The sequence below is a fragment of the Rhodobacteraceae bacterium D3-12 genome (assembly GCA_025916135.1).
Taxonomy (GTDB): Bacteria; Pseudomonadota; Alphaproteobacteria; order Rhodobacterales; family Rhodobacteraceae; genus JAKGBX01.
The window spans coordinates 4,067,237-4,091,838 of record CP104793.1 but is presented as its reverse complement, the minus strand read 5'-3'; the positions used below and the strand labels follow the sequence as shown (position 1 = coordinate 4,091,838).

Genomic DNA, 24,602 nt, shown 5'->3' with positions numbered 1-24,602 from the left:
AGCGCCGTGCGTATTGGCGCGTGGAGTTACTTGGTGGAGAACGGGCTTGGGCAGCGATGTGGAGCAGAAAAGCGGCGCTGATGCGCCCTATCGGCTGGATGAGCAGGTTGGCTATCTTCTGAGGCTGGCGGTTCAGAAACACGCGATCATCTTTCAGAAACACGCGCCGTTCGAGCTTACCCCGACACAATTCGCCGCCTTGGTGCGGCTGGCGCATCTGGGTGAGTGTTCACAAAACGAGTTGGGGCGGCGGACGGCGATGGATGTTGCCACCATCAAGGGCGTGGTTGACCGGCTGAACAAGAAGGGCTTTGTGCAGGTCAAGGCCGACCCGAACGACAAGCGCCGGTCGCTTTTGTCGGTGTCCGACAAGGGCAAGGGCCTGATGACAACGCTGGGCGCTGCGGGGCATGAGATTTCGCGCGAGACATTGAAGCCGCTGACCGCGCGCGAGCAGGAGGTGTTCCTGCGCCTGCTCAAGAAACTGGGATAGGCAGCGCGGCGGGCCGGAGTGAATGCCCGGCAGGATGTGGCGGTTAGGGTAGACGGCCCGAGATAGCACATTGATTCGAAATTTGGCGCGCAGCGTAGCGTGCGAGACGGGGCGTTTTGTTTCGGATGTTGAAACAGCACGGGAATTTCCGATCAGCGGGCGTGCACCGTCATAGGCGGATTTTAGACCGTTGATGGTGTTGTGCGCCTAGGGAATGGGCGAAATCGTTAATTTTCACGATGTTCGATCTATGGACAGCGGGCAATCAAGAAAACCATTGACAGGTCGGGAAGGACCGTTCGTATACTAACGATAATAATAAGAAAATAAATTCCATAGCCAACAGGAGTAAAAAAACATGAAAGCTAAAATTCGGAATTCCGTTATCGCGCTGAGCTCGGTCTTGTCGCTGACGGCGGGGGCCTCGTGGGCCGGAACCAATATCACGCTTTGCGGTGGCAGCCCCGGTGGCTTGTGGTCGCTTCTTGGTGCCGGGCTTGACGGTGCCGTGCGCAAGATCGACGAAACCTCGACCGTGACGTATCAAACGTCGAGCGGCGGGTTTGCCAATATCGTGCAGGTCAAGCAGGGCAAATGCGACCTTGCCATCGTGCATATCGGCGAGGTGGTGATTGCCGGTCGCGGCGAAGCGCCGTTCAAAGAGCCAACCGGCGGTGTGGCCGCGGTGTCGATGCTCTATGATTGGGCGCCGATGCAATGGGTGACCGACAAGGGCTATGCCGAAACCAACAAAATCACCTCGATCGCGGATTTCGCGAAATTCGGTGGCAGCTTTGACCTTGTGGTGAACCGGCGCGGGATTTTGCCGTCGATCCTGGCCGAGAAATCGCTGGGCGCTGCGGGCGTTACCTTTGACATGCTGGAAAAGAACGGCGGTAGCGTTCAGTTCCAAGGGTCGAAAACCGCATCCGAGATCATGCAGGACGGCAAGGCCGACTCATGGGTGAACGCCACGTTCGTGGGCAGCGGCAGCATCAAGGCGATTGCCAAAAACCGCGAGGTGACGCTTTTGTCCGTGCCGGACGATGTGATTGCCCAGATGCAAAAGGACTATGGTTCGAAGGCTGTGACCATTCCGGCGGGGGCCTATGAGTGGCTGGATCACGACGTGAAAACCTTTGGCGCGCAGGCGGCATTGATCGCGTCGGAAACGGCCGATCCCGAGCTTATCAAGCTGGTTACGACCGCGATTTTGCAGCATCCCGAAGAGATTCAAGGTGTCCACAAAGCGATGGGTGCCTTCACGCTTGAGCTTGCCGCGTCGATTGACCAGTTCCCGTACCATCCGGTTTCGGCGGAATTGATCAAGAGCGCGGGTCACTAAACGAAACGCGACGTGACATCAGCCGGGCTTGCAATCTCCCTTGGGGGTCCGGCTGATTAAATCCAGGCCGCGCAATCCTGCGCAAGAACAGAGCGATCAGGCCCAGATGAGCAGTCTTCTTTCTCTTTTGTTTTCGACCGGACGCCGCCGCACCTTGGGTGGGTGGACGCAATTGGCAGTGCGCCTATACACCGCGATGTTCACGCTTTGGGTGTTGTGGGCGGCGACGATTTCGCGGGTTGATGCGCTATCTCTGACGGTGATTTTCCTGTCGCTGATCTTTGTGCCGTCATTCCTTGTGATCGGCGCAACGGACAAGTCGCACCGCGAAAAGCCTACGGTCATTGATTGGGCCTTGTCAGCGGTGGCAGCGGCCTGTGCGGCCTATTTCATCATCAAGATACCAGAGACGGAAAGCCGGATCAGCCTGTTGGACGAGCTGCGTATGGATCAGTTTGTGATGGCGGGCGCCCTGATCCTTTTGACGTTAGAGATCACACGGCGGACAGTGGGTGTTTTCCTAACGCTGATTGTGGTGTCGTTCATTTTCTACAACCTGTTTGGCCATCTCATCCCCGGTCAGCTGGGGCACGGGTTTATCTCGCTCGGGCATTTTGTTGATATCAATATCTATACCACTGACGGGTTGTTCGGTGTGCCGGTGCGGGTGGCGGCGACCTATGCGTTTCTCTTTGTGATGTTCGGCACGTTCCTTGAGAAAGCAGGCGGCGGGGATTTCTTTTTTGGGCTTGCGGCGGCCTTGTCGGGGCGGTCTGTGGGCGGACCGGCCAAGATTGCGGTGTCGTCATCAGCGCTGTTTGGCACCATGTCGGGAAGCCCCACGTCAGACGTGGTTGCGACCGGGTCGATCACCATCCCGATGATGAAGCGGCTGGGCTATAAGCCCGAGCTGGCCGGGGGTGTCGAAGTGGCGGCCTCGACCGGGGGGAGCCTGCTTCCGCCGGTGATGGGGTCGGCGGCGTTCATCATGGCCGAGGTCACGGGGCTGGGCTATGGCGAGATCGTGCTGGCGGCGTTGCTTCCGGCGGTGCTGTATTACGTTGGGATCTTTATCCAAGTGCATTTGCGGTCGGTCGCGCTGAACCTTGCGCCACTGGATACGAGCGAGGTGCCGACTCTGGCCGAGACGATGCGCAAGGGCTGGCAGTTTCTCTTGCCGCTGGGCGCGTTGGTGACCCTTTTGGTGATGGGCTATTCGCCGACGATGGTGGCCGCAGCGAGCGCGATTGCGGTTTGGGCCGTGTCGTTTTTCAAGCGCGAAACGCGGTTGGGGATCAAGGGCACGATCGAGGCCTTGTCGGATACGGCAATCAGGATGCTGAGCGTGACGGGTGCCTGTGCTGCGGCGGGACTTGTCATTGGCGGGATCACCATGACCGGCTTGGCGGCGAAGTTTTCGTTCATTGCCTTCTCGCTTGCCGGAGACAGCGTGATGCTGGCTTTGATGCTGAGCGCGGTGGTTACGATTATCCTTGGCCTTGGGATGCCAACGCCGAGCGCCTATATCCTTGCCGCTGTTCTTGTGGGGCCGACCTTGGTCAATGACTACGGGTTTCAGGAGCTGAACGCGCATCTCTTCTTGCTGTATTTTGCTGTGATGTCAGCGATGACGCCGCCGGTGGCGGTGGCGGCCTATGCGGCGGCGGCGATTGCGCAGGCGAATCCGTTACGAATTGCCGTGATTTCGATGCGCTTTTCGGTGGTCGCCTTTGTCGTGCCGTTCATGTTTGTCATCAATCCCGAGGTGCTAAGCCCGTTCGCCAGCCTAGAGGCTTTTGTGATCTGTCTTGCCACAGTTCTGGCTTGTGTGATCGTCGCCACGGCGAGCGAGATTAGCTGGCAGGGTGCAAGCTCGATGCCAGTGCGGTTGGCGATGTTTGCCAGCGCGGCGGCGCTGACTGTGCCGGACCCGATGTTCAAGCTGGCTGGTGCGGTTGTGGGGGGTGCGCTGTTGGTAGTGTGTTTTGGACAGGTACGAAAACTTCGACATGCATAAGAAAGACGATGCTTGATCGCACGATGAACTTTGATAATTACGTTAGTATACAAACGAAAGGACGACAGGATGTTGCTGGACCTTCGAAAGATCAATCAGCTGATTGACCTCTGGCTGGATGAGGACGTGAACTATTACGACCTGACCGCGAAAATCATGGTGGATGACGATGCGGTGGCCAAGTTTGGCATGAATGCGCGCGAGCCGATCATCCTGTCGGGGTTGAAGATCGCCGAAATGGTGTTCCGCAAAATGGACCCTGATTGCACATTTGAGACGAGCAAGAAAGACGGTGATCTGGTCGCCACCGGCGAGACATTTGCCGTGATTACCGGCAACGCGCAGGCGCTTTTGACGGCCGAGCGGGTGGCGTTGAACCTTGTTCAGCGGATGTGCGGGATTGCCGGGCTGACCGCGCAATACGTCAAGGAAATCGAGGGCACGGGAGTGACCCTGCTCGATTCACGCAAGACCACGCCGGGCCTTCGGATGATCGAAAAATACGCCGTTGTCTGTGGCGGCGGGCGGAGCCACCGGTTGGGGCTTGATAACGGGATCATGCTTAAGGACAACCACATCGCCGTGGCGGGCAGCATTGCAGCTGCGGTGAAACGCGCCAAGGCGGATGCTCCGATGCTGACCAAGATCGAGGTTGAATGCGACCGGCTGGATCAGGTCGAAGAGGCGCTGGCGGCGGGTGTGGATGTCATCATGCTGGATAACATGAGCAACGAGGACATGGCCGAAGCGGTGGAGATCGTCGACAAGCGTATCCCGCTGGAATGTTCGGGCGGTGTGCGGCTGGATACGATCCGCGGCAAGGCGGAAACCGGGGTTGATTACATCTCGGTCGGGCGCATCACGCAATCGGCGACCTGTGTTGATATTGGGTTGGACGATGTGTGAACGCAAACGAATGAACCAAAGCTGAGCGGAGGGAACGTGCCGGGAACGCTGTTTCTTGTTGTGGGTCCAAGCGGGGTGGGGAAAGACACCCTGCTTGATGGAGCGCGGGCGCGGCTGTCTGGCAGCAAATGGTTCCGCTTTGTGCGCCGGGTCATCACCCGGCCCGAGGACGCCGGAGGCGAGGATCATATCGCCGCGACCGATGCGGCGTTTGACCAGAAGTTGGCGGATGGCGCGTTCCAGCATCACTGGGGCGCGCATGGCTTGCGCTATGGAATTCCGGCGGATGTCGAGGATGACCTCGCCGCCGGGATCAACGTGGTGCTCAACACCTCGCGCAATGAGGTTCAGGCGTTTCGCGACAAGTTAAACGACGTGGTGGTTGCCTATATCTCGGCGTCGCCATCGGTGATTGAAACGCGATTGCGCGCGCGGGGCCGTGAGAACGAGGCAGAAATCGCCAAGCGGTTGGCGCGGATGGTCGAGCACCCCACACCGCAGGATGGCGCGCTTGAGATCCTCAATGACGGCACCGTGGAAGAGGGTATCGCGGGGTTGGTTGATCTGATTGCGGGCTCGTGCAACCTGCATGCTGATGTGCGCTCTTTCCCGGTGGAATTTGGTGCGAAGCCAGTATGCCTTGTTAATCGCGGCAATCCGATTGCCGCGCGGCTGTTGGCCGGGTCGGAGCGGGTGAGCATCTGTGCCGCTGGCAAGACCACCGTGGCCGAGTTGGGCTGGACCTCAGAGGCCGAGTTGGTCGGCCCGGATCAATGCGCCTTGTCGGGGTCCGCCATCACTGCGCTGGGGATCGACATGGGTGATGTTGTGAGCATTGAACGCTCTCCTTCGCCCAAAAGCCGTGAAGTTCTGCAAAAGAAAGTGCGCGGTGGCCAGCTTTCGCCCGGTGAAATGACGGGGTTTGTGGATGACCTTGTGAACGGGCGGTTCAGTGCCTCCGAGATCGCCGGGTTTCTTGTTTCAGCCTCGACCAACCTGACGATTGAGGAGGTTGTGGCGCTAACCAAGGCGCGGGCGTCTTATGCCCATAAACAGGTGTGGGATGCTGATGTTGTCGTCGACAAGCATTCCATGGGGGGCATTCCGGGCAACCGGATTACGCCGATCATCATTCCAATCGTGGCGGCCTTTGGCCTGACCATGCCGAAAACATCGTCGCGCGCGATCACATCGGCGGCGGGGACGGCGGATATGATGGAGGTGATCGCGCGGGTTGATTTGACGCCGGAGGAAATGCAGCGTGTGGTGCGCGAGACCGGCGCATGCATCGCGTGGAACGGACGCTTGACCCATTCGCCGGTGGATGACGTGATGAATGCGATTAACCGGCCGCTTGGGCTGTCTTCATCGCTGCTGGATGTGTCGTCGATTATGTCCAAGAAGATCGCCGCAGGATCGACCCATGTGTTGATTGATCTGCCGGTGGGACCGCAGGCCAAGACCAAAACGATGGAAGAGGCCGAGCGGCTCAAGCTGTTATTCGAAACAGTGGGCGAGGGTGTTGGCCTTTCGACGCGCGTCAACCTTGCAGACGGGACGCGGCCCATTGGGCGGGGGATTGGTCCGATCCTTGAGACGCGTGACGTGTTCAAGGTGTTGGAAAACGCCGAGGACGCAGCGCAAGACCTGCTGGACAAGGCGCTGGACTATGCTGCGAAGATCCTTGAGTGGGCTGGCGGCGTCGCGCCGGGCAGCGGACGCGATGTGGCGCGTGATTTGGTTACATCGGGTGCGGCGTTGGAAAAACTGCGCCAGATTTCCGAGCATCAGGGCACGCATAAGAGCGACCTAGTTCCGGGGCAATTTTCGTGGGAAATGACCGCGGAGCGCGACGGAGAGATCGCCGCGATCGACATACGCACCGTTTCGGCCATTGCCCGCGCCGCAGGGGCGCCGCGTGACAAGGCGGCGGGGATTTACCTGTTGGCCAATGTCGGTAGCAAGATGACTGCCGGGCAGCCGATCCTGCGCGTGCATTCCTCGAGCCAGAGGGGTCTGCAGGAAGCGCGCGAGCGCGCCGGGCTGGCCGCGCCGGTGGTCAGCGCCTGGGCATAAGCGGGGGCCTCAGGCTTCGCCGAACCCTTGGTAGAAGCGGTTCCACGTGGGCGAAATCAGGATCTCGTTGATGCAGGCCCGCGGCGGTAGCTCGGTCAGGAACCGCACTGTCGCGGCGAGGTCGTCAACCTGCAACATACGGGCCATTTCGTCCTCGCTTGGCGGGGTCGGGCGGGTCTTGAGGATATCGGTGACCACCTCGCCGGGCATGACCACGGTTGAGCGGATGCCGTTGGCACCTTCTTCGTCGTTGATCGACTCGGACAGGGCAATCAGCCCGCGTTTTGTCGCGTTATAGGCCGCGCCAGTGAGCCGCGAGGCATAACGCCCGGCCCATGAGGAGACGAGGATAAGCTGTCCGCCGCCACGTTCACGCATCCCGGCTAGCACGGCGCGAGCAGGATAGAACACTCCGTTCAGGTTTACGTTGACCACTGTGTCCCAATCCGCGTCGCTGATTTGCGTCAGGGAGCGGGTCGGCACGTTCAGCCCGGCCGAAGCGATGAGAATGTCGATTTGCCCGAGCGATTCAGCGGCGCGATTGACGGCGGCGGAGTCTGTGACGTCGAGCGGCAGGGTGCTGGCGGTGCCGCCATTGGCGGTGATCTCGCTTGCAACCTCGGTCAGCGGCTCTTGGCGGCGGCCCGAGACGATCACCTCGGCGCCGCCTTCGGACAGTATCCGGGCAGAGGCCGCGCCAATGCCTGTTCCGCCGCCGGTGATCCATGCGCGTTTGCCGTTGAGTGTGGTCATGATGTTTTCCTCCCTGTTCACAGGAAGGTTAGGCGAAGGCCGAGCGATAGGAAACACTGACGCGGTGTCGTTTAGACCCTGCGCCGTTAGAGCTTGCGAAGTTGGATGCCCGCTTCGCTTAGCAAGCGGCGCAGTTCGCGTGCCATTTCGACAGCTTCGGGCGTATCGGAATGCAGGCAGATTGTGTTGATTTTCGCCGGAATACGCTTGCCCGATTCGGCGATGATCGCGTCCTCACGCAGCATGTTGAGGATACGTGGCGCGGCGGTTTCGGCGTCATGCAGCACCGCGCCGGGAAGGGAGCGGTCAACCAGAGTGGCGTCGTCATTATAGGCGCGGTCGGCGAAAATCTCTCCGGCCCATGTGCCGCCCAACTCCTCGATCGCGGCCTGCTGCGCGGTCGCGGCGAGGACCATGACAGTGATATCAGGGTCAACGGCCAAAGCGGCGGCATAGCAGGCGCGCGCCATGTCGATATCTTCGGCGCACATATTGGCCAGCGCGCCGTGCAGTTTCAGGTGCCGCACGGTGCCGCCCGCTGCACGCGCCATGGCCTGCGCTGCGCCCAGTTGATAGGTCACCAGATTGGCGAGTTGGGTGTGGCTGCGCGGTAGACGACGACGGCCAAAGCCATTGAGGTCATCGAAACCGGGATGCGCGCCGATGCCAACGCCCTTTTCAATCGCCTGAGCCATGGTTTTGGCCATCACATCGGGGTCACCTGCATGGAAGCCGCAGGCGATATTGGCGGAGGTGATTATATCGAGAAGGGCGGAATCGTCGCCCATGGTCCAAGGACCGAAACCTTCGCCCATATCGGAGTTGAGATCGACCGTGTTTACCATGGTTCAGGGCCTTTCCAAGTCGTCACCGGCGGTTGCGCCGCTTATCAGTTGATAGCTGAGCAGGTCAGCAATGTCATGCGGGTCGCGCAACATCGGCTCGACCTTGCTGCGCAGTTCTTTGAGTTGAGCAGCATTGGTTTTGAGGCTGCTGTCGACGTCGTCCAGCGAGATGAAGGAGAACCGGAGTTCGGCCCCCGGCGCGGCCTGTGCCACACGGGGAAGGTCGGCGGGAATGACTGCGCCGATCCGGGGATAGCCGCCGACTGTCTGGCATTCGGGAAGCAGCACGAAGGGGATGCCATCGCCGGTCATCTGGATATCACCGGGCACGATCACGTCCGAGACGATGCCGAGCTGATCTACGGCTTGGAACGGGGCGCCGTCGTGGTCGAGGCGCACGCCCTGACGGTTGGCGTGGGGTGAGCGACGAAAGGTGGTTTGGCAGAATCTTTCGCGAGTTTCGCTTGAATAGAGACTGGTTTGAGGACCTTGCATAAGCCGAATATCACCGCCGGAGAAGCGGTCCTGAACATCTAGCTTCATGGAAACCGTGTCTGGGCTGGGATCCTCGCCCAAGGCAAGGGTGCCGTCGGTTTGAAGCAATTTCCCGATCCCGGCTGTGAGGTGGGTTGCGCGGCTTCCGAGTATTTTCGTCGCCATGACCCCGCCCGCGAAGCTGAGATAGCCATAGACCCCGGCGGTGGCCGGGCCAATATCGAGCATTGCGCCGGGTGGGAGAAGATACGTCGCGCCCCAGACCAGCGGCGTGCCATCCAGCGTGGCCCGCATCGGCGCGCCTGTGAGGGCGAAGCGGGTGGGGGCATCGACGCTGAACCGTCCACCCATGCCGGCCATTTCGATAGCCGCAACAGGTGTGGCGCAGCCAAGAAGCGCGGTGGCTTCGAGAATTGCAAGGCGGTCGGCCGCACCGCCGCGTGACAACCCAAGTTTCAGGGTGCCGGTCCGGCCCAGATCCTGAACTGTCATAGCCGGTCCGGCGCGGTGGATGGTGAGGCGGGTCATTGCGCCACCTCGAGGCGTGCACCACCGGAGCCGTCGGTGTCAGACCGCAGGATACGATCGTAATCTTCGGCGGAAACAGGCTCGAAATGGAGAACATCGCCGGGCAAAAGCGGGAAGGGCTCAGGAGAGTCTACGCGGAACGGGCGGAACGCGGTTTGCCCGATATGGCGCCAGCCCGTGGGTGTTGGGCCAGAGAACACGATGAGCTGTCGCACAGCCACGACCAGCGCGCCGCCGGGCACCGAAGGGGTCATTTCTTGCAGGCGGGGAATGTCCCATCTCTCAGGCAACATGCCGAGATAGGGCTGACCCGGCGCAAAGCCGATGGCCAGAACGCGCAGCGGATGGGCAACGATGTCGGCCACGGCGTCTTGCTCGCTCATGCCCAGCAAAGCAGCGGTTTCTGTGAGCTGCGGACCGAGGTCGTCTCCGAAAGCCGTGGGGATATGCCAATGCCGCGCGGGGGCGGCAGAGGTTTCGGCAGTCCAGTCGCGCGTGCCAAGACGGTTTTGCAACGTGTCGATAAGCACCGCGCGGGTTGTCAGATCGGGATCAAACCGGACAAACACCGAAGCGAGCGCGGTGGAGATTTCGACGCAGCCGAGGGGTGGATCAGTCTCTAACACTGCGGAAAACGCCAAAACCGCGCGGTTTGCGGCGTCTTCGAGCCGGGTCGAAAACCGCACGAGGACACCATCCGCGCCAAGCGGCAAGAGATCGGGTGAAACAGCTGTGTTGGTCATGCGTGGCGCTCGGCTTGGGGTTTGCGCGATCATTCCGTATCTGTCGCGAGATGAAAACCCCGATGCTGCCTTTTCCTTTACGGGACGGGTGCGAGTGCGGTATCGCAGTTTGACCCGGCGCAAGGCCGGGATGACAAAGGCCGGGGCAAGTAAGACCGTGACCACCAACGACAGCCCAGATCTATCCCACGCCCACGATCCGGCACAGGGCGCACCGCATGTGCTTATCCTGATGGCGGTTTGGAATGGGGCGGATCACCTTCAGGAACAGCTGGACAGTTTTGCAGCGCAGAGCCACGCCAACTGGACCCTATGGGCAAGCGATGATGGGTCAGATGACAATAGCCGCGAGATACTTGAAAGGTTTGCCCGTGCCCATCCGCGGACCCGTATTTTGGAGGGGCCGGGGAGCAAAGGGGCAGAGAATTTCCTGTCGCTTTTGCGCGCTGTTCCAGAGGTCGAGCAGGGGCAGTCGTTTATTGCCTTCAGCGATCAGGACGATGTCTGGATGGCGGATAAGCTGCGAAATGGGATTGCGGGTCTAAGCTCAGGGCCGGGTGCCGAAGATATGCCACCGGCGATGTATTGCAGCACTTTGGTGATTACCGACAGTGATATGTCGAACCCTCGCCCGTCGCCGCCGCGCCCGAAACCAGCGGGATTTCGCAATGCGCTGGTGCAGAATATCGCGTCGGGCAATACTACGTTGTTGAATCCGGCGGCGGCGCGGCTTGTCTGTGAGGCGGCGCATGAGGTCCCTCGCGTCGTGGTGCATGACTGGTGGGTGTATCAGCTTGTTGCCGGTGCGGGCGGACGGGTTGTTCATGACGACACGCCGTCGATTTATTATCGCCAGCACGGGGCGAACCAGATTGGCGCGAATGACACCCTCCGCGCCCAATTCAAGCGGATTGCCATGCTGCTAAGCGGCGATTATCGCGACTGGAACGAGATCAACATCGCGGCGCTGAGGGCGTCGCGTGCGCGACTGACGCCGGAAAACCGTGCGCGGTTAGAGGATTTTGCGGCGATGCGCAAAGCCGGGTTTTGGGGCCGGATCAAGCAGTTCCACAGGCTTGCGCTTTACCGTCAGTCGATGATCGGGACGCTGGCGCTTTGGCTGTCCGTGGTTTTGCGCCGGATCTGAGCCCGGCTTATTCCACCGTCACCGATTTTGCGAGGTTGCGTGGCTGATCCACATCAGTGCCTTTTTCGACAGCCGTGTGATAGGCCAGCAATTGCAGCGGCACAGCATAGGCGATGGCGGCAAACGGCGTATCGAGCGCAGGCATCGGGATGGTATGCCACAGTTCGTCACCCGAGGCGGCCGCGATCCCGGTCTCGTCCGAGAGCATGACGATTTGCCCGCCACGGGCCATAACTTCTTGCATATTAGAGACTGTTTTATCGAACATCGCGTCATGCGGAGCGATGGTGATCACTGGCATATTCTCGTCGATCAGGGCGATCGGGCCATGCTTGAGCTCACCGCTGGCGTAACCTTCGGCGTGAATATAGCTGATTTCTTTGAGCTTGAGTGCGCCTTCGAGGGCGAGGGGGAACATCGCGCCACGGCCAAGGAAGATCGCGTCGTCATAGCGGGCGAGATGGGTGCTGACTTCGCGGATCTGGGCGTCGCCCTGCAGGGCTTCGGCGACGACGTTGGGCATGTGGCGCAGGCTTTGTTCATGGCCCGCGAGTGTTTCGGCGTCGTTGCTGCTGCGTTGACGGGCGGCGGACAGAGACATCGCCGCCAGCACCATCAATTGGCAGGTGAACGCCTTGGTCGAGGCGACGCCAATTTCCGGCCCAGCCAGAATTTGCAGCGCAAGGTCGCTTTCGCGTGAAATCGAGCTTTCGGGTACGTTAACGACCGAGACGATCTGAGCGACCTTGCCCGCGCAATAGCGCAGGGCCGCCAGCGTGTCGGCGGTTTCGCCCGACTGGCTGACGAAAATCGCCAAGGTGCGCGCGTTGACCGGCGGTTCGCGATAGCGGAATTCGCTGGCGATATCGACCTCGACGGGAACATCGGCAATCTGTTCGAACCAATATTTCGCGGTGAAACAAGCCAGATAGGCGGTGCCGCAAGCGACCATCACAATGCGGTCGATGTCCTTGAAGTTGATCTCTTCGGCAAGGAGGCGCGCGCCTTCGCGGTCGCTTAGGTAGTAATTTGCGGCGACCCCCAGAACGGTGGGTTGATCGGCGATTTCCTTGGCCATGAAATGCTTGTGGCCGGCTTTGTCGACTTGTGCATTTTCAAGCTGTAGCTGGCGCCGTTCACGGGTCACGGGGGTGACGTCGGCGTCAAAGAAATCGGCCCCGGCGCGGGTCAGCACCGCGATGTCGCCTTCTTCGAGATAGGTGACATCAGAGGTCATGGGCGCGAGCGCCAGCGCATCGGAGCCGATGAACATTTCGCCATTGCCCCAACCCACGGCAAGCGGGCTGCCCTTGCGGGCGGCGATCATCAGGTCTTCCTCTCCGTCGAACAAAAAGGCCAGCGCATAGGCACCTTCGAGTTGGGCGATGGTGCGGGTTGCGGCCTCGATTGGCGTGACACCCTGATTAAGGTGCCAATCGCAGAGCATGGCGACGGTTTCGGTGTCGGTTTCCGATTCTGGCGTGATCTGATGCTTGGCGAGAAAGGCGCGCAATTCGCGGAAATTTTCGATGATACCGTTGTGAACCACGGCCACGCGGCCCCGTGCATGGGGGTGGGCGTTCAGGGTTGTCGGTTTGCCATGTGTGGCCCAGCGGGTATGGCCGATGCCTGATGTTCCCTGCAGCGGTTCATGCACCAGCAGATCCCCGAGGTTCACCAGCTTGCCAAGCGCACGGCGGCGGTCGAGCCGGCCTTGATGCACCGTGGCGATGCCTGCGCTGTCATAGCCGCGATATTCCAGCCGTTTGAGGCCCTCTACAAGAATGGGGGCTGCCTGATGCAGACCCAAGACGCCGACAATACCACACATCTTACTTGTCCTTCCTTACGGCCGCTTTCCGGCGGCTTTGAGCGCCAGCAGGCGCTGGCGAATGCGGGCTCCGAGGCCCGGCTTTGTCTGTTGTTGCGCGCGGGTCAGGGCAAGCGCCGCGTCCGGCACATTTTCCGTTACAGTGGAGCCCGCGCCAACAATGGCGTTTTCCCCGATTTCAACCGGTGCGACCAGCGAAGAATTTGACCCGATAAAGGCACCGGCACCAATCCGCGTATGATGTTTGAACACGCCGTCATAGTTGCAGGTGATGGTGCCCGCGCCAATGTTCGCGCCGCTGCCCACATCGGCGTCACCGACATAGGACAGGTGATTGATCTTGGCCCCTGCGGCGACATCGGCGTTTTTGGTTTCGACAAAGTTGCCGACCTTGGCACCGGCGCCAATCCGGCTTCCGGGGCGCAGGCGGGCGTAGGGGCCGATCACCGCGTCGCGGCCGACGTGGCAATTTTCAAGATGGCTAAAGGCACGGATCGTTGCGCCGCTTTCAACGGTTACGCCCGGCCCGAAGACGACATTGGGTTCGATCATAACGTCGCGGCCCAAGACGGTATCATGGGCGAACAGAACCGATTCGGGTTGGGTCAGCGTGGCACCTTCGGCCATGGCGCGACGGCGGCGGCGATTTTGAAACACGGCTTCGGCGGCGGCAAGATCAAGGCGGGAGTTGACGCCCATGGTTTCGTCTTCGTCACAGATCACCACAGCACAGCGCAGGCCACGCGCGTTTGCGATACCGACAATATCCGTCAGGTAGTATTCGCCGCTGGCATTGGCGTTATCGGCGTTTGAGATCAGGTCGAACAGCACCGCGCGGTCCGCCGCTACAACCCCGGAGTTGCAGAGGTTGATTTCCAGTTCTTCGGGGGTGGCATCCTTGGCTTCGACAATGCGTTCGAGCCGGCCATTGTCGACGACCAGACGGCCATATTTGCCCGGCTCTGCGGCCGCGAATCCCAACACGACGACATCGGCACCATCCTGTCGGGCAGCGCGGATTGCTTTAAGCGTGTCGGTTCCGACGAAGGGTGTATCGCCGTAAAGCACGATCGCATCGCCCGAGGTTGTGTCGAGGGCCGAGCGGGCTTGATCAACGGCGTGGGCGGTCCCGAGCTGTTCAGATTGAAGCGCTACAACGACATCGGGCACATCGGCACGCACGCGCGCTTCGACCAGCTCGGCGCCATGTCCGGCGACGACGACAATGCGCTCTGGGTTGAGCGGTTGTGCGCCACGGATGGCATGCATCACAAGCGGCGCACCGGCAACGGGGTGCAGGACTTTAGGCAGTTCGGATTGCATGCGGGTGCCTTTGCCCGCAGCGAGGATAATCAGAGATAATGACATGAATTAATACGCTGGTTGTTTATCCCGCTCGTCATAAGAGCTCATCCTTGAAAAGCCAAGTATTGTTAGAAAAACTTCACGATACGCGGCAGGCCGTCACACTCAGGCGGTGCAGACAATTCCAGCGAAGGCCAAGTGGCGGATCGCATAGTGTTAGTATTCAGAGTTGCACCAACAGTTTGTGATTGCGCAGGAGGAAGACCATGCCGAGCGCCATGACAATTACGGCAGTGAGATAGATATACAAAGGGTTCACATGCACCGCGTCATAGGTCGAATAAAAGCCATTGCGCATTTCGCTTGTCATATGGGGTAAGGGAATCATCATAAAATAGTCACGCAACCGGGCCGGGACATTTTCAGGTATAAAGAGAATGCCCGATAGAATGAACATGGGTCTGTTTAGAACCACCCAGAACCGCTCCCAAAGGGGGAGGATTGTAAAAAGGTAGCAATTCAGCACTCCAACGGCGATGGCGAAAACCAGCGTCATGCAAATAGCGTTGGCGATAGCAGGCCAGTTCAGGATCGGTTTCAGATCATAGATCAGGATAATGCCGCTGATGATGGTGACCCCGACCAAAAGTTGGGTCAGTGCAGTAAGAAGAATGCGCGCAAGCAGCGCATCCAGATAGGTCACCGCAGGATATGCCAGAAAGGGTTTGGAATACTTCAGTGATTGCGCGGTTAGCCCGCTGACACTGGAATACAATTGAAAGGTCAGTACGCCGGAAGCAAAGAACAGCGCGAAGTTCTGCCCCAAAGGCGGCGTACGTGCCACGAGAGCAAATACGTAAGACAGCAACGCGATACCGGCCACAGGTTCGAGGATCATCCAGAGATAACCGCCCGGAGACCGACCATATGTCGTCGACATTTCACGCAAGATAAGAGCTGTGACAGAGCGAAAAAGCCGAAAACGGCGACCGCCGGGGCGTTGTGCCGGAAGGAGTGTCATCTGCGCGATACCTGCCACTGATTGCCTCGTGACCACGGGGCATGTCTGATATAAGCTACAGACTTCGACGTATGATTTGAAGGCAGAATTCATTTGAGCGAAACAGCGAGCCCGGCACCCGCGCCGGAGGTCCCTTCAGCAAAAACCGTGGCGCGGCCAGCACGACCTGCGCGGATGCGTGTGCGGCACTGGTTGATCATGATCAGCTTTGTTTTGTTCGTGGTCACACCCGCCGTGGGAGCGGGGTATTATCTTTATACGTTTGCCGCCGATCAATATGCGTCGAAAGTCGGGTTTACCGTACGACGTGAGGAATCAAGCTCGGCCATGGATTTGCTGGGTGGGCTGACGCAGATTTCCGGGTCGGATTCGTCAGATACGGATATCCTTTATGAGTTCATTCTGAGCCAGAAGCTGGTGCGTGCAATCGACCAATCGCTTGACCTAAAAGAGATCTATGGCAAGCCCGACGAAGATTTCATTTTCCGCTTGCCTGAGGATGCCAGCATCGAAGACTTGCTGGATTATTGGGAGCGCATGGTGCGGGTGGATTATGATCCCGGATCTGGCTTGATCGAGATCGAAGTGCGGGCGTTTGACGCGTTGGACGCGCAGCGTATCACGGGTGAATTGTTCACCCGGTCCAGCGCCATGATCAACGAACTGTCCAGCATCGCGAGATCCGACGTTACGCGTTATGCCAAAGAAGAGCTGGATCAGGCGATCTCACGCCTTAAGACGGCGCGCCAGGCTTTGACGCTGTTTCGCAACGAAACCCAGATTGTCGACCCGACGGCGGATATTCAGGGCCAAATGGGCCTGTTGAATTCACTTCAGGCACAGCTTGCCGAAGCATTGATCGAGCTTGATCTGATCTCGGCCACGACCAACAGCACCGACCCGCGGGTCGTACAGGCCCAACGCCGCACTAAAGTGATCGAAAAGCGGATCGACGAAGAGCGTCGCAAACTTGGTGTGGTCAGCGGCTCTGATGGTGAAAAGGACGTTTTTGCCGATTTGGTGGGCAAGTTTGAAGTGTTGCAGGTCGATCTTGAGTTCGCCGAGAAAGCCTATGTTTCGGCGCTTTCGGCCTATGATTCAGCGGTTGCCGAAGCACGGCGGCAAAGCCGTTATCTGGCCGCCTATCTTGAGCCAACGCTGGCCGAGACTCCCGCTACCCGCAGCGCGGGATTATCCTTGCGGTGTTGACAACCCTGTTGTTCGGCGTTTGGACCATCCTTGTTTTGGTTTACTACAGCTTGCGAGACCGGCGCTAACCGCATGATCCGGCTAGAGAATCTGCACAAGGCTTTTCACTATCGCGGCACTGTCAAACATGTCGCGCGCGGGGTAACGATCACTTTCCCCCGCGGCAAGTCGATTGGCCTTTTGGGGCGCAATGGCGCAGGCAAATCGACATTGCTCAACATGCTGGCGGGGTCCATTGCGCCGGACCAAGGTCAAATCGTGATTGAGGGCACCGTTTCATGGCCGGTCGGCTTTCAGGGCAGCTTCCACCGGGATCTGACGGGTGCCCAAAACACCCGGTTTCTGGCACGGGTTTATGGCGTGGATACGGACGAGATGATGCATTTCGTCGAAGAATTCGCCGAGCTTGGCAATCATTTCCATCAGCCGGTGCGGACCTATTCATCAGGGATGCGCTCGCGGCTTGGTTTTGGCTGTTCGATGGCGATCCGGTTTGATTGGTATCTGGTAGATGAAGTCACCGCCGTGGGGGACGCCGCATTCAAAAGTAAGAGCACCGCGCTTTTCCGCGACCGGATGCGGCATTCCAGCGCTGTCTTTGTCTCGCATTCTCTGAACGATATTCGCAATACATGCGACGCGGCTGTTGTGCTGGAAAACGGATCCATGCGCTACTACCGCGACCTTGAAGAAGGCATCGCACAGCATGAGCGCAACATGCGCAGGGCACCGCCGGGCTGACCGTGTTGCGTATGGGATGAGGTTGCTGACCCTGTTCGATCCGGATTGGGGCTACGAAAGATTATATTCCGCGATTAAGGGTTTGTGCTATTCTGCAGCATACAATTTTTTATTAATAGGATTCTTCAAATGGCGAGTGCTCCCGAGTTCAACTATATTAATGGTAGCCAAGATGATGACACACTGACCGGCACCGCTGGCAACGACTATATTCTCATGTACGGCGGTCGAGACGAGGTGTCGGGGCTCGCCGGGGATGATCTGATCTGGTTGAGCGCGACATTGGATGAGACGGGAGAGATCCTGGATGGCGGCGAGGGGAGTGATACGCTCATCCTAAGCAGCAACAACGGCGGCGGAAACTATGTTACTGGCAGTTTTGACCTGAGAGACGACACGATTACCGATGTCGAAATCCTTGCGTTTACGAATACCGGTGCCAATCGGATGCAGATTTCCATTCTGGCCGGGCAAATGCTGTTCGATGAAATTCTAAACTACGGGGACCAACAGAATGCCGTGCTGGATGTGTTCATGGAAGATCAGACATCGCTCGATCTGAGCAATATGATCTTTGGTTCTTGGTGGACCGGTAGCTCGGGACCGTCAGAGCTCAGACTGTTTGGTGACGATGATGGTGAGACGATCGTCACCGCAAATGTCGCAACCCTGATAGATGGCGGTGGCGGGGCGGATAACCTGCGGGGCGGGACCGCAGACGACACGATCCTTGGCGGTGAGGGTGCGGATTGGATCACGCCCGGTGGTGGCAGCGACACGGTCGACGGTGGTGACGGACGCGACATGATCTCGTTCTACAACCTCGCCGATACGCCGGGGCGGACCAATGTCGACTATCGCCTTGATATCGACATGCAGGCCGGCACGGCGGTCAACCACGATGGCTCCGAACAGATCGCCTTCTCCAACGTCGAGCGGATCACCACCACCATCTATGCCGACCGTATCCGCGGCACTGATGGCGATGACGAGATCCGCGCGCTGGGCAACTACGACTGGATCATCGCGACCGAGGGCAATGACACGATCGATGGCGGCTCGGGGCAGGACATGATCTCCTTCCTCGAATACCAGTCGAGCGAGGTGACCGTGGTGGCCGATGTGTTCTCGGCCAACGGCCTCCCGCCCAGCGGGGCGCTGGCGACGGGCGTGGTGATTGATCTGGCCAATTCGGCCAATAACACCGCCCTGGCCGAGGGTCTGACCCTGACGTCGGTGGAACGCATCACCGGGTCGAGCCGGCAGGATGTGTTCTATGGCGACGATGGCGAGAACGACTTCCGCGGCTTGGGCGGCTATGATTGGTTCGTCAGCTCGACCGGCGGTCGCGAGCGCTATTACGGCGGCAGCGGCACCGACACGGTGACCTATTACAACGCCTCTTCGGGCGTAACGGCGAACCTGTCGAACGGCGCTGTAACGAACGGCCGCGAGACGGGCTACGGCTCGGTCGGGGACGCGCGGAGCGACCTCTATGTCGAGATCGAGAACCTCGTCGGGTCGCGCTTCGATGACGAGCTGCGCGGTTCAAGCGAACGCAACCAGCTAAGCGGGCTTGAAGGCGACGACTTCCTGTTCGGTTATGGCGGTGTCGACTACCTGATGGGCGGGCTTGGCAACGACGTGATCGACGGTGGCGGCGGCTCGGACTATGCGCTGTTCACGGGCAATGCGGCCGATTACACGCTGACCCGTTCTGGCAACAACGTGACGGTTGTGGGCGCGGATGGCACGGACCAATTGATCGATGTCGAGTACTTCCGGTTTGACGATGGCGACGTGACCATCTGGGATCTCTGATCAGCGATACCACACCAGACTGCGGGCGTTTAGAGACGCCCGCAGTCAACCTTTGCCGAGGCCGGTTTTAGATATCCCAGATCCTGATATCGCCGTCATCAAAGCGGAAATATTCCACGTTGATGAGAAGATCAGCCCCATCGGCCCCCACGACCGAGACGCTATTGCCACTGCGTGTCAGCGTGTAATCGGTGGAGTTGCCGGAGAAGACCGCGTAGTCGGACTCCGACCCACCATCGATCACATCATTGCCGCGTCCGCCTGTGATATAGTCAGAGCCGCCACCGCCGAAGATGAAATCGTCTCCGGCAAGCCCGCGCAACTGATTGCGTTCGTTATCACCGGTGAGGACGTCGTCATAGCTCGTCCCGCCGAGGTTTTCGATTGATGTGTAGAGATCGCGCGCCGCGTCCCCGCGCGAGCCGTAGCCACGCAGTAGCGAGGCTTCAACGCCCTCAGTGGAGAGGTAGTAGGCGACTGTATCAATCCCACTGCCACCATCATAACGTTCGCGTCCGCCAGAAGAACCGACAAACGTGTCATAACCGCCCAACCCGCGGAAGTCATTTTCACCATCGCCACCATAGAAAAGGTCAGAAAAGCCCGACCCGGTGATCCGCTCGATATCGGTATATTGATCGCCCAGCGCCTGTCCGGCGGTGCCACGCGCGATGGCGAGATCGACGGTGACACCGCCTGTTGCCTCGGCATAGGAGACCATGTCGCGACCGGTACCGCCATCATAGCTGTCGGCGCCCTCGCTGCCGATGAACCAGTCGTAATCGCCCAAACCGCGCAGTTGGTTGTCGCCATCGTCACCCTTGATACGGTCGGCATAGATCGTACCTGTGATGCGCTCGGCATTCTCCAGCCTGATCTGTTCCTTGCCATCGTAGCTGACGGCGGTACCGGCCGCGAGGTCGATGTCGAGACGGTAATCAAAGGCGGTGCGCCCGATCGTATCGGTCAGGTTGAAGAAGCTGACCATGTCATTACCGTCACCGGCATTGATGGTGTCATTGCCGCCGCCCGGTGTGATCCAGTCGGAGCCCCCTTCTGCGCGCAAGTCTTCGGACACGATGCTGCCGGTGAGGTTCTCGGCATTGTTGCTGCCCTGGATCACATAGGTGTTCGCAACAGCGGCGAGCTCGGCATAGGTCTGTTCGACATCGCTGAACTCGATGAATTCGACATCATCGCGCAGAAGGTCGACGCCGTCGATCGAAGTCAACCGGACGCCACCAGCGATTTCGTCGATCAGGGTCGCCGCGCGTGTGGCGGCGATTTCGGCGTGATCGTCAATACCGTCACCACCGCGAAGGTCATCATCCCCCAGCCCGCCGATCAGAACGTCATCGTCGATGCCCCCGGCCAGCGTATCATTCCCCGCTCCTCCGTCGAGGGTGTCGCTGCCGGCCTCGCCCTGCAGATAGTCATCGCCAGCGGTGCCCGCATCAATCACCCGCGCCGAGCCAGTGAGGGTCAGCGCCGCCTGCTGCCCAGTGGCGTCCGCCATCGTCTGGGTCGCGGCGTTGGCCTGCCAGTTGGCAACCAGACCGGCGGTATTGGCGGGATCGGAAAGCATGGTGTTCCAATGGTCGGCGACCTCACGCTGTGTGCGGATGTCATCGAAAATGCGGATGTCGCCCAAACCGCCCTGCAAGACCTGGTCTGCGCTAAAATTGCTGTTCACGCCATCCTGTTCCTGACCGAAATAGAGCGAGCCGCCCGCGGTCAGCGCATCTGTGATTGACGCGTTGACATGGGTCTGACGTAGGGCGCCGTCGACATACACTTCGATAAAGTTGCTTGCCGCATCAAACGAGAAGCTGAGCCGGTGCATATCGCCATTCATAAGATCGGATGCAGAGATGTTCGTTTCCCATGCGGCGACGTTGTTTCCGCCAACCCACAAGTTGCCACCGTCTTCGAGATAGACAAGAACCTCGTTGTAAGACCCACTCACCGCGTAGGACATCAGGGTTTTGATCCCGCTGGCCAGTTGGATTTGCTGCGTTTGCAACACAAACTCAACCGTCAGCCGCCCGCCCGTGGGCATTGCGAAATTCTGGGCCGATAAGCTGCCGTCACGGGCAGCACCTTCGTTCAGCCGGACCATGGCGACGCCGTCAAAGGCCTCCATATCGCCGAACAATTCATCTGCGCCGTTGCCGCCGGTCAGCGTGTCATTGCCGCCACGTCCCACCAGCGTATCGTCTCCGATACCTTCGCCACCGGTCAGCACGTTGTTTGCCGCATCACCGCGCAGCACATCGGTGCCGTTGGTGCCAATCAGGTTTTCAACATTGCGCAGCACGTTGGAATAGGCCGTCGGGTCCAGATCGGCGTAAAAACTCGCCTGACCGCGCACGAGGTCGGCATCCAGCATGCCGGGCACGCGACGCACCTGATAATTTTCGGTGCCATCGTCGATATCGCCTTCCATTTCGGGATCAAAGGAAGCGGTGTCGATACCGGTCCCCCCGTCGAGAGTGTTATGCCCGATCCCGCCGAACAGCAGGTCGCTGCCGCTGCCGCCTTTGAGGCTATCATCTCCCGCGTTGCCCACCAGCACGTCATCGCCGCCATTGCCGTTCAGGTCGTCATCGCCGCCCTCACCGATGTAGCGATTGGCAAGGCTGCTGCCGTTCAGGGTGTCGGCGAAATTCGCGCCGCGGATTACCTCGATCCCGACCAGAATGACATCCTGATCCGGGTAAGTTTCCAACAAGCTTGACGAATAGGAAGACACGCTTCGTATACTGAGTGGGCCGACCCAGTTATTGAGGTTCAACTCGTCTCGGTCCTCGCCCCCGTCAATCAGGTAACGGCCGCCCGCCTCGACCGTAAAGACATCATTGCCGGCGCCGCCGATCATCGTGTCGTTACCGTCCGCCACTTCGCCCCCAGAAATCGAATCCGCGCCGTCTCCACCGCTCAGATACTCGTCTCCGCGCGAGCCGACCAGGATATCGCGACCGTCGCCGCCAAACAGCGAATCCCCGGGTCCGCTGCTCGACGGGGCGCTGGCGCGCAATGTATCGTTGCCATCTGCACCCCAAAGAAGGTTGACGCCGCTATTGCCACGGATTTCATCGTCGAGCGCCGAGCCGACAACGCCTTCGGTCTCGACGATAGCAAAGGCCTGAATGTCATCCGTGTCCTCGGCGTTCCCTTCCAGCGTTCCCTCGGCGCGGCCATTGTAAAGGTCGATGAACCACGTCCGCTCGCTTTCGGCAAAGCTAACCGTGTCCGAACCGTCGCCGCCGCTGAAGTATTCGACATCATCGTCATTGGTGCGCAACAGGTCGTTTCCGCCATCCCCAAAGATGCGGTTGAGACCGCGCCCGGGGTCAAACACATCATTCCCGTCGCCACCCTCAAGGAAATCGCTCTGGGTTTCCTCGATCGCATCGGGGGTTACGAAGACATCATCGCCATCACCGCCATAAAGGAACTCTTCATGGATCGAGCCGAGCATGGTGTCGTCGCCCCGGCTGCCCATGACGCGGATCATGTTTTCCAGCGTATCCGTGCCCATATCGGTGCCGTCATCGGCGAATTTACGGATGGTCCGGGTGCTCATGTCGACATGCACGCTGCCGGGCAGTTCGGTGGTCACTTCTTCAGCGGTAAATCCCAGATCCGGCACGCCGGCATAGTCAGCAGTGTTCGATCCGCGCGCAACATAGGCGTCGCCCCAGATCGCCAGATCACCCCCCCGTACCAAGCCCAGCTTTGCTTGTCGGCATCGGTCAGCAGGTCATCGCCCCAGCCGCCAATCAGGATCGAGCGGCCCTGACCCGCGTGCATTTCGTCATTACCGCGCCCGCCGACCAGTTGATCGTAACCGTCACCACCCAACAGCGTGTCATCGCCGTCCAGACCGACGAGCTTGTCGTTGTTGTCCTTGCCTTCAAGCCGGTTGCCCCCGCTATCACCCCAGAACCAGTCCATTGCGTCGCCGCCGGTCAGGTTCTCGATGTTGAGGAGGGTCTCATCCGGGTTGAATGGCCGGCGGCTGGGATCATCGCCAAGGTCGATGCGGTTATAATCGCTCACCACCCCGTCGCCCGCCCGGTAGACGGCGGTGTCATTGCCGGTGCCGCCATCGATAAAGTCGCGCCCCGGTCCCCCGTCGAGAAAGTCATTGCCCGCGCCGCCGTTGATCGAGTCAAAGCCTTCGCGGCCTTCGATGTAATCGTCCAGCAACAGCCCGTTAATCGTGTCGATCCCCGCGCCGCCGAACAGGAAATCGCGCGTTGGCACGCCGCCTTCATCCCCGTTCAAAACCGCCGGTGTTGTCGGGGTCGAGCCGGAATAGCGAATCTGGCCAAAATCGCTGAAGTCCAACGCCCGGTCGAGGAAAACAACGCTGTCGACATTGCGGATCGTATCGGTGCCTTGGTCGCTGGCACCGCTCGGCACCGTTGTATGCGTGGCGATCAGCGTATCGGTTGCCTCGATATAGCTGAACGACATTTGCGAGAACTCGGCCAGAATGACCGCGGCGTCCTGACCGGCGCCGCCGTCCATGTCGTCATTGCCACGCCCGCCAACCAGAACGTCGTTGCCATCACCGCCAAACAGCGTGTCATCGCCAAGCCCACCCGAAACAAGATCGGCCCCCGCCATTGCATTCAGAAGATTGTCCGGCGTGTTACCCGTGTTGATGTCTTCGCCGACCAGAAGCTCGGCCGCTTCGGTGCCGTTGATGACAAGCACTTCGATAAAGTCGTTCTGGGTAAACTGCGCCAGCACCTCGTCTATCCAGTTGGTGACGTCTTCGAAAATGCCGGTGCCGACCTCGATGGCATTCAGAACCTTGTTCAACTCGGCTTCGATGGCTGAAAACGGCGATAGAGAGGGCAGACCCAGCTTGTCGATGATCCGGTCGATGAGTTTGTTGAAACCCAAGGCCTCGATGATCGGGTCCAGCACCGGATTGACCACCGCGTCAAAGACGAACGCCACCGCGTCCAACGCCCATTCGACGGGGCGGATGATATCCGCAACCGCTTCCAGCGGTCCTTCGAGAAAATCGAGATTGCTGCTCAGCTTGGAAACAGTGTTGAAAACATCAACGATGGCTTTGGCGGGGTTAAAGATGCCGTCGATGTCGGCCTTCAGGCGCGTCGTCAGGCTCTGCATCCGCTCGATCGCGGTCAACAGCGGCTCGATCTGGGCTGGCAGCACCGTATCGTCGGCTGCGGCCAGCGCATCATCGGCAAACCCCGGCAAATGCGCCAGAAGCGAAGCCGCAGTGGCGTCATTGATCGGCGCTTTGACCGAATCGATGTCTTCCAGCGTCTCTTCGAGATCTGAA

The 24,602-nt window shown here is 59.6% G+C and carries 18 protein-coding genes and 1 pseudogene; 9 read left to right on the top strand and 10 right to left on the bottom strand.

All coding sequences use genetic code 11. The features are described 5' to 3' along the window. Window positions 1-46 precede the first annotated feature (46 nt). The 5 genes from N4R57_20065 to phnN all read left to right on the top strand — a co-directional run bounded on the left by N4R57_20065 (window position 47) and on the right by phnN (window position 6,837). Window positions 47-493 carry a MarR family transcriptional regulator gene (locus tag N4R57_20065; protein ID UYV37220.1) on the top strand — a complete coding sequence of 149 codons (447 nt, stop codon included), beginning with the start codon at window positions 47-49 and terminating at the stop codon, window positions 491-493. A gap of 358 nt (window positions 494-851) precedes the next feature. After that, the gene (locus N4R57_20060; protein ID UYV37219.1) at window positions 852-1,838 is read left to right on the top strand and encodes a TAXI family TRAP transporter solute-binding subunit; all 987 of its coding nucleotides are present in this window, start codon (window positions 852-854) and stop codon (window positions 1,836-1,838) included. Window positions 1,839-1,944: 106 nt separating this feature from the next. Continuing rightward, window positions 1,945-3,855: a TRAP transporter fused permease subunit gene (locus N4R57_20055; protein ID UYV37218.1), complete on the top strand. Its 1,911-nt coding sequence runs from the start codon at window positions 1,945-1,947 to the stop codon at window positions 3,853-3,855. Between the two features lie 69 nt (window positions 3,856-3,924). Next, on the top strand, window positions 3,925-4,761 hold the full coding sequence (nadC, locus tag N4R57_20050) for a carboxylating nicotinate-nucleotide diphosphorylase (GenBank protein ID UYV37217.1): 837 nt from the start codon (window positions 3,925-3,927) through the stop codon (window positions 4,759-4,761). A 36-nt stretch (window positions 4,762-4,797) separates the two neighbouring features. Then, the gene (gene phnN / locus N4R57_20045) at window positions 4,798-6,837 is read left to right on the top strand and encodes a phosphonate metabolism protein/1,5-bisphosphokinase (PRPP-forming) PhnN (protein ID UYV37216.1); all 2,040 of its coding nucleotides are present in this window, start codon (window positions 4,798-4,800) and stop codon (window positions 6,835-6,837) included. Window positions 6,838-6,846: 9 nt separating this feature from the next. On the opposite strand, the gene N4R57_20040 is transcribed toward phnN, so the two are convergent. The 4 genes from N4R57_20040 to N4R57_20025 form a co-directional block, all read right to left on the bottom strand. Beyond that, window positions 6,847-7,590 (bottom strand): SDR family oxidoreductase, encoded by a 744-nt coding sequence (locus N4R57_20040; protein UYV37215.1) that lies wholly within the window; start codon window positions 7,588-7,590, stop codon window positions 6,847-6,849. Between the two features lie 86 nt (window positions 7,591-7,676). Further along, complete coding sequence (locus N4R57_20035) at window positions 7,677-8,435, bottom strand: LamB/YcsF family protein (GenBank protein UYV37214.1); 759 nt, start codon at window positions 8,433-8,435, stop codon at window positions 7,677-7,679. 3 nt (window positions 8,436-8,438) lie between these two features. Then, window positions 8,439-9,458 (bottom strand): biotin-dependent carboxyltransferase family protein, encoded by a 1,020-nt coding sequence (locus N4R57_20030; GenBank protein ID UYV37213.1) that lies wholly within the window; start codon window positions 9,456-9,458, stop codon window positions 8,439-8,441. Continuing rightward, window positions 9,455-10,201 carry an allophanate hydrolase subunit 1 gene (locus N4R57_20025; protein ID UYV37212.1) on the bottom strand — a complete coding sequence of 249 codons (747 nt, stop codon included), beginning with the start codon at window positions 10,199-10,201 and terminating at the stop codon, window positions 9,455-9,457. The genes N4R57_20030 and N4R57_20025 overlap by 4 nt, the downstream gene beginning before the upstream one ends. Between N4R57_20025 and N4R57_20020 the strand changes: the two genes are divergently transcribed. Continuing rightward, a complete protein-coding gene (locus N4R57_20020) occupies window positions 10,200-11,348 on the top strand; it encodes a glycosyltransferase (protein ID UYV37211.1) in 1,149 nt (382 codons plus the stop codon). The genes N4R57_20025 and N4R57_20020 overlap by 2 nt on opposite strands. A 7-nt stretch (window positions 11,349-11,355) precedes the next feature. Here N4R57_20020 and glmS read toward each other — a convergent pair whose 3' ends face one another. The 3 genes from glmS to N4R57_20005 all read right to left on the bottom strand — a co-directional run bounded on the left by glmS (window position 11,356) and on the right by N4R57_20005 (window position 15,505). After that, window positions 11,356-13,179, bottom strand: a complete 1,824-nt coding sequence (glmS, locus tag N4R57_20015) for a glutamine--fructose-6-phosphate transaminase (isomerizing) (GenBank protein ID UYV37210.1) — start codon at window positions 13,177-13,179, stop codon at window positions 11,356-11,358. Window positions 13,180-13,194: 15 nt separating this feature from the next. After that, window positions 13,195-14,547, bottom strand: coding sequence for a bifunctional UDP-N-acetylglucosamine diphosphorylase/glucosamine-1-phosphate N-acetyltransferase GlmU (gene glmU, locus N4R57_20010; GenBank protein ID UYV37209.1), 1,353 nt, complete (start codon window positions 14,545-14,547; stop codon window positions 13,195-13,197). 160 nt (window positions 14,548-14,707) lie between these two features. Further along, the gene (locus N4R57_20005) at window positions 14,708-15,505 is read right to left on the bottom strand and encodes an ABC transporter permease (protein ID UYV37208.1); all 798 of its coding nucleotides are present in this window, start codon (window positions 15,503-15,505) and stop codon (window positions 14,708-14,710) included. A 93-nt stretch (window positions 15,506-15,598) separates the two neighbouring features. Here N4R57_20005 and N4R57_20000 point away from each other — a divergent pair, with 93 nt between their 5' ends. From N4R57_20000 to N4R57_19990, 3 genes are all read left to right on the top strand, one after another. Then, on the top strand, window positions 15,599-16,714 hold the full coding sequence (locus tag N4R57_20000; GenBank protein UYV37207.1) for a sugar transporter: 1,116 nt from the start codon (window positions 15,599-15,601) through the stop codon (window positions 16,712-16,714). Between the two features lie 72 nt (window positions 16,715-16,786). Further along, window positions 16,787-17,455 carry an ABC transporter ATP-binding protein gene (locus N4R57_19995; protein ID UYV37206.1) on the top strand — a complete coding sequence of 223 codons (669 nt, stop codon included), beginning with the start codon at window positions 16,787-16,789 and terminating at the stop codon, window positions 17,453-17,455. Between the two features lie 129 nt (window positions 17,456-17,584). Beyond that, the gene (locus tag N4R57_19990) at window positions 17,585-19,276 is read left to right on the top strand and encodes a hypothetical protein (GenBank protein UYV37205.1); all 1,692 of its coding nucleotides are present in this window, start codon (window positions 17,585-17,587) and stop codon (window positions 19,274-19,276) included. 67 nt (window positions 19,277-19,343) lie between these two features. Here the strand turns inward: N4R57_19990 and N4R57_19985 are convergent, their stop codons facing one another. The 3 genes and pseudogenes from N4R57_19985 to N4R57_19975 form a co-directional block, all read right to left on the bottom strand. After that, window positions 19,344-23,006, bottom strand: a complete 3,663-nt coding sequence (locus tag N4R57_19985; GenBank protein UYV37204.1) for a hypothetical protein — start codon at window positions 23,004-23,006, stop codon at window positions 19,344-19,346. Beyond that, a complete protein-coding gene (locus tag N4R57_19980) occupies window positions 22,895-23,758 on the bottom strand; it encodes a hypothetical protein (GenBank protein UYV39629.1) in 864 nt (287 codons plus the stop codon). Before N4R57_19980 ends, N4R57_19985 begins: the two co-directional genes overlap by 112 nt. Before the next feature lie 30 nt (window positions 23,759-23,788). Beyond that, window positions 23,789-24,427: pseudogene (locus N4R57_19975) on the bottom strand (hypothetical protein). Between the last annotated feature and the right edge of the window lie 175 nt (window positions 24,428-24,602).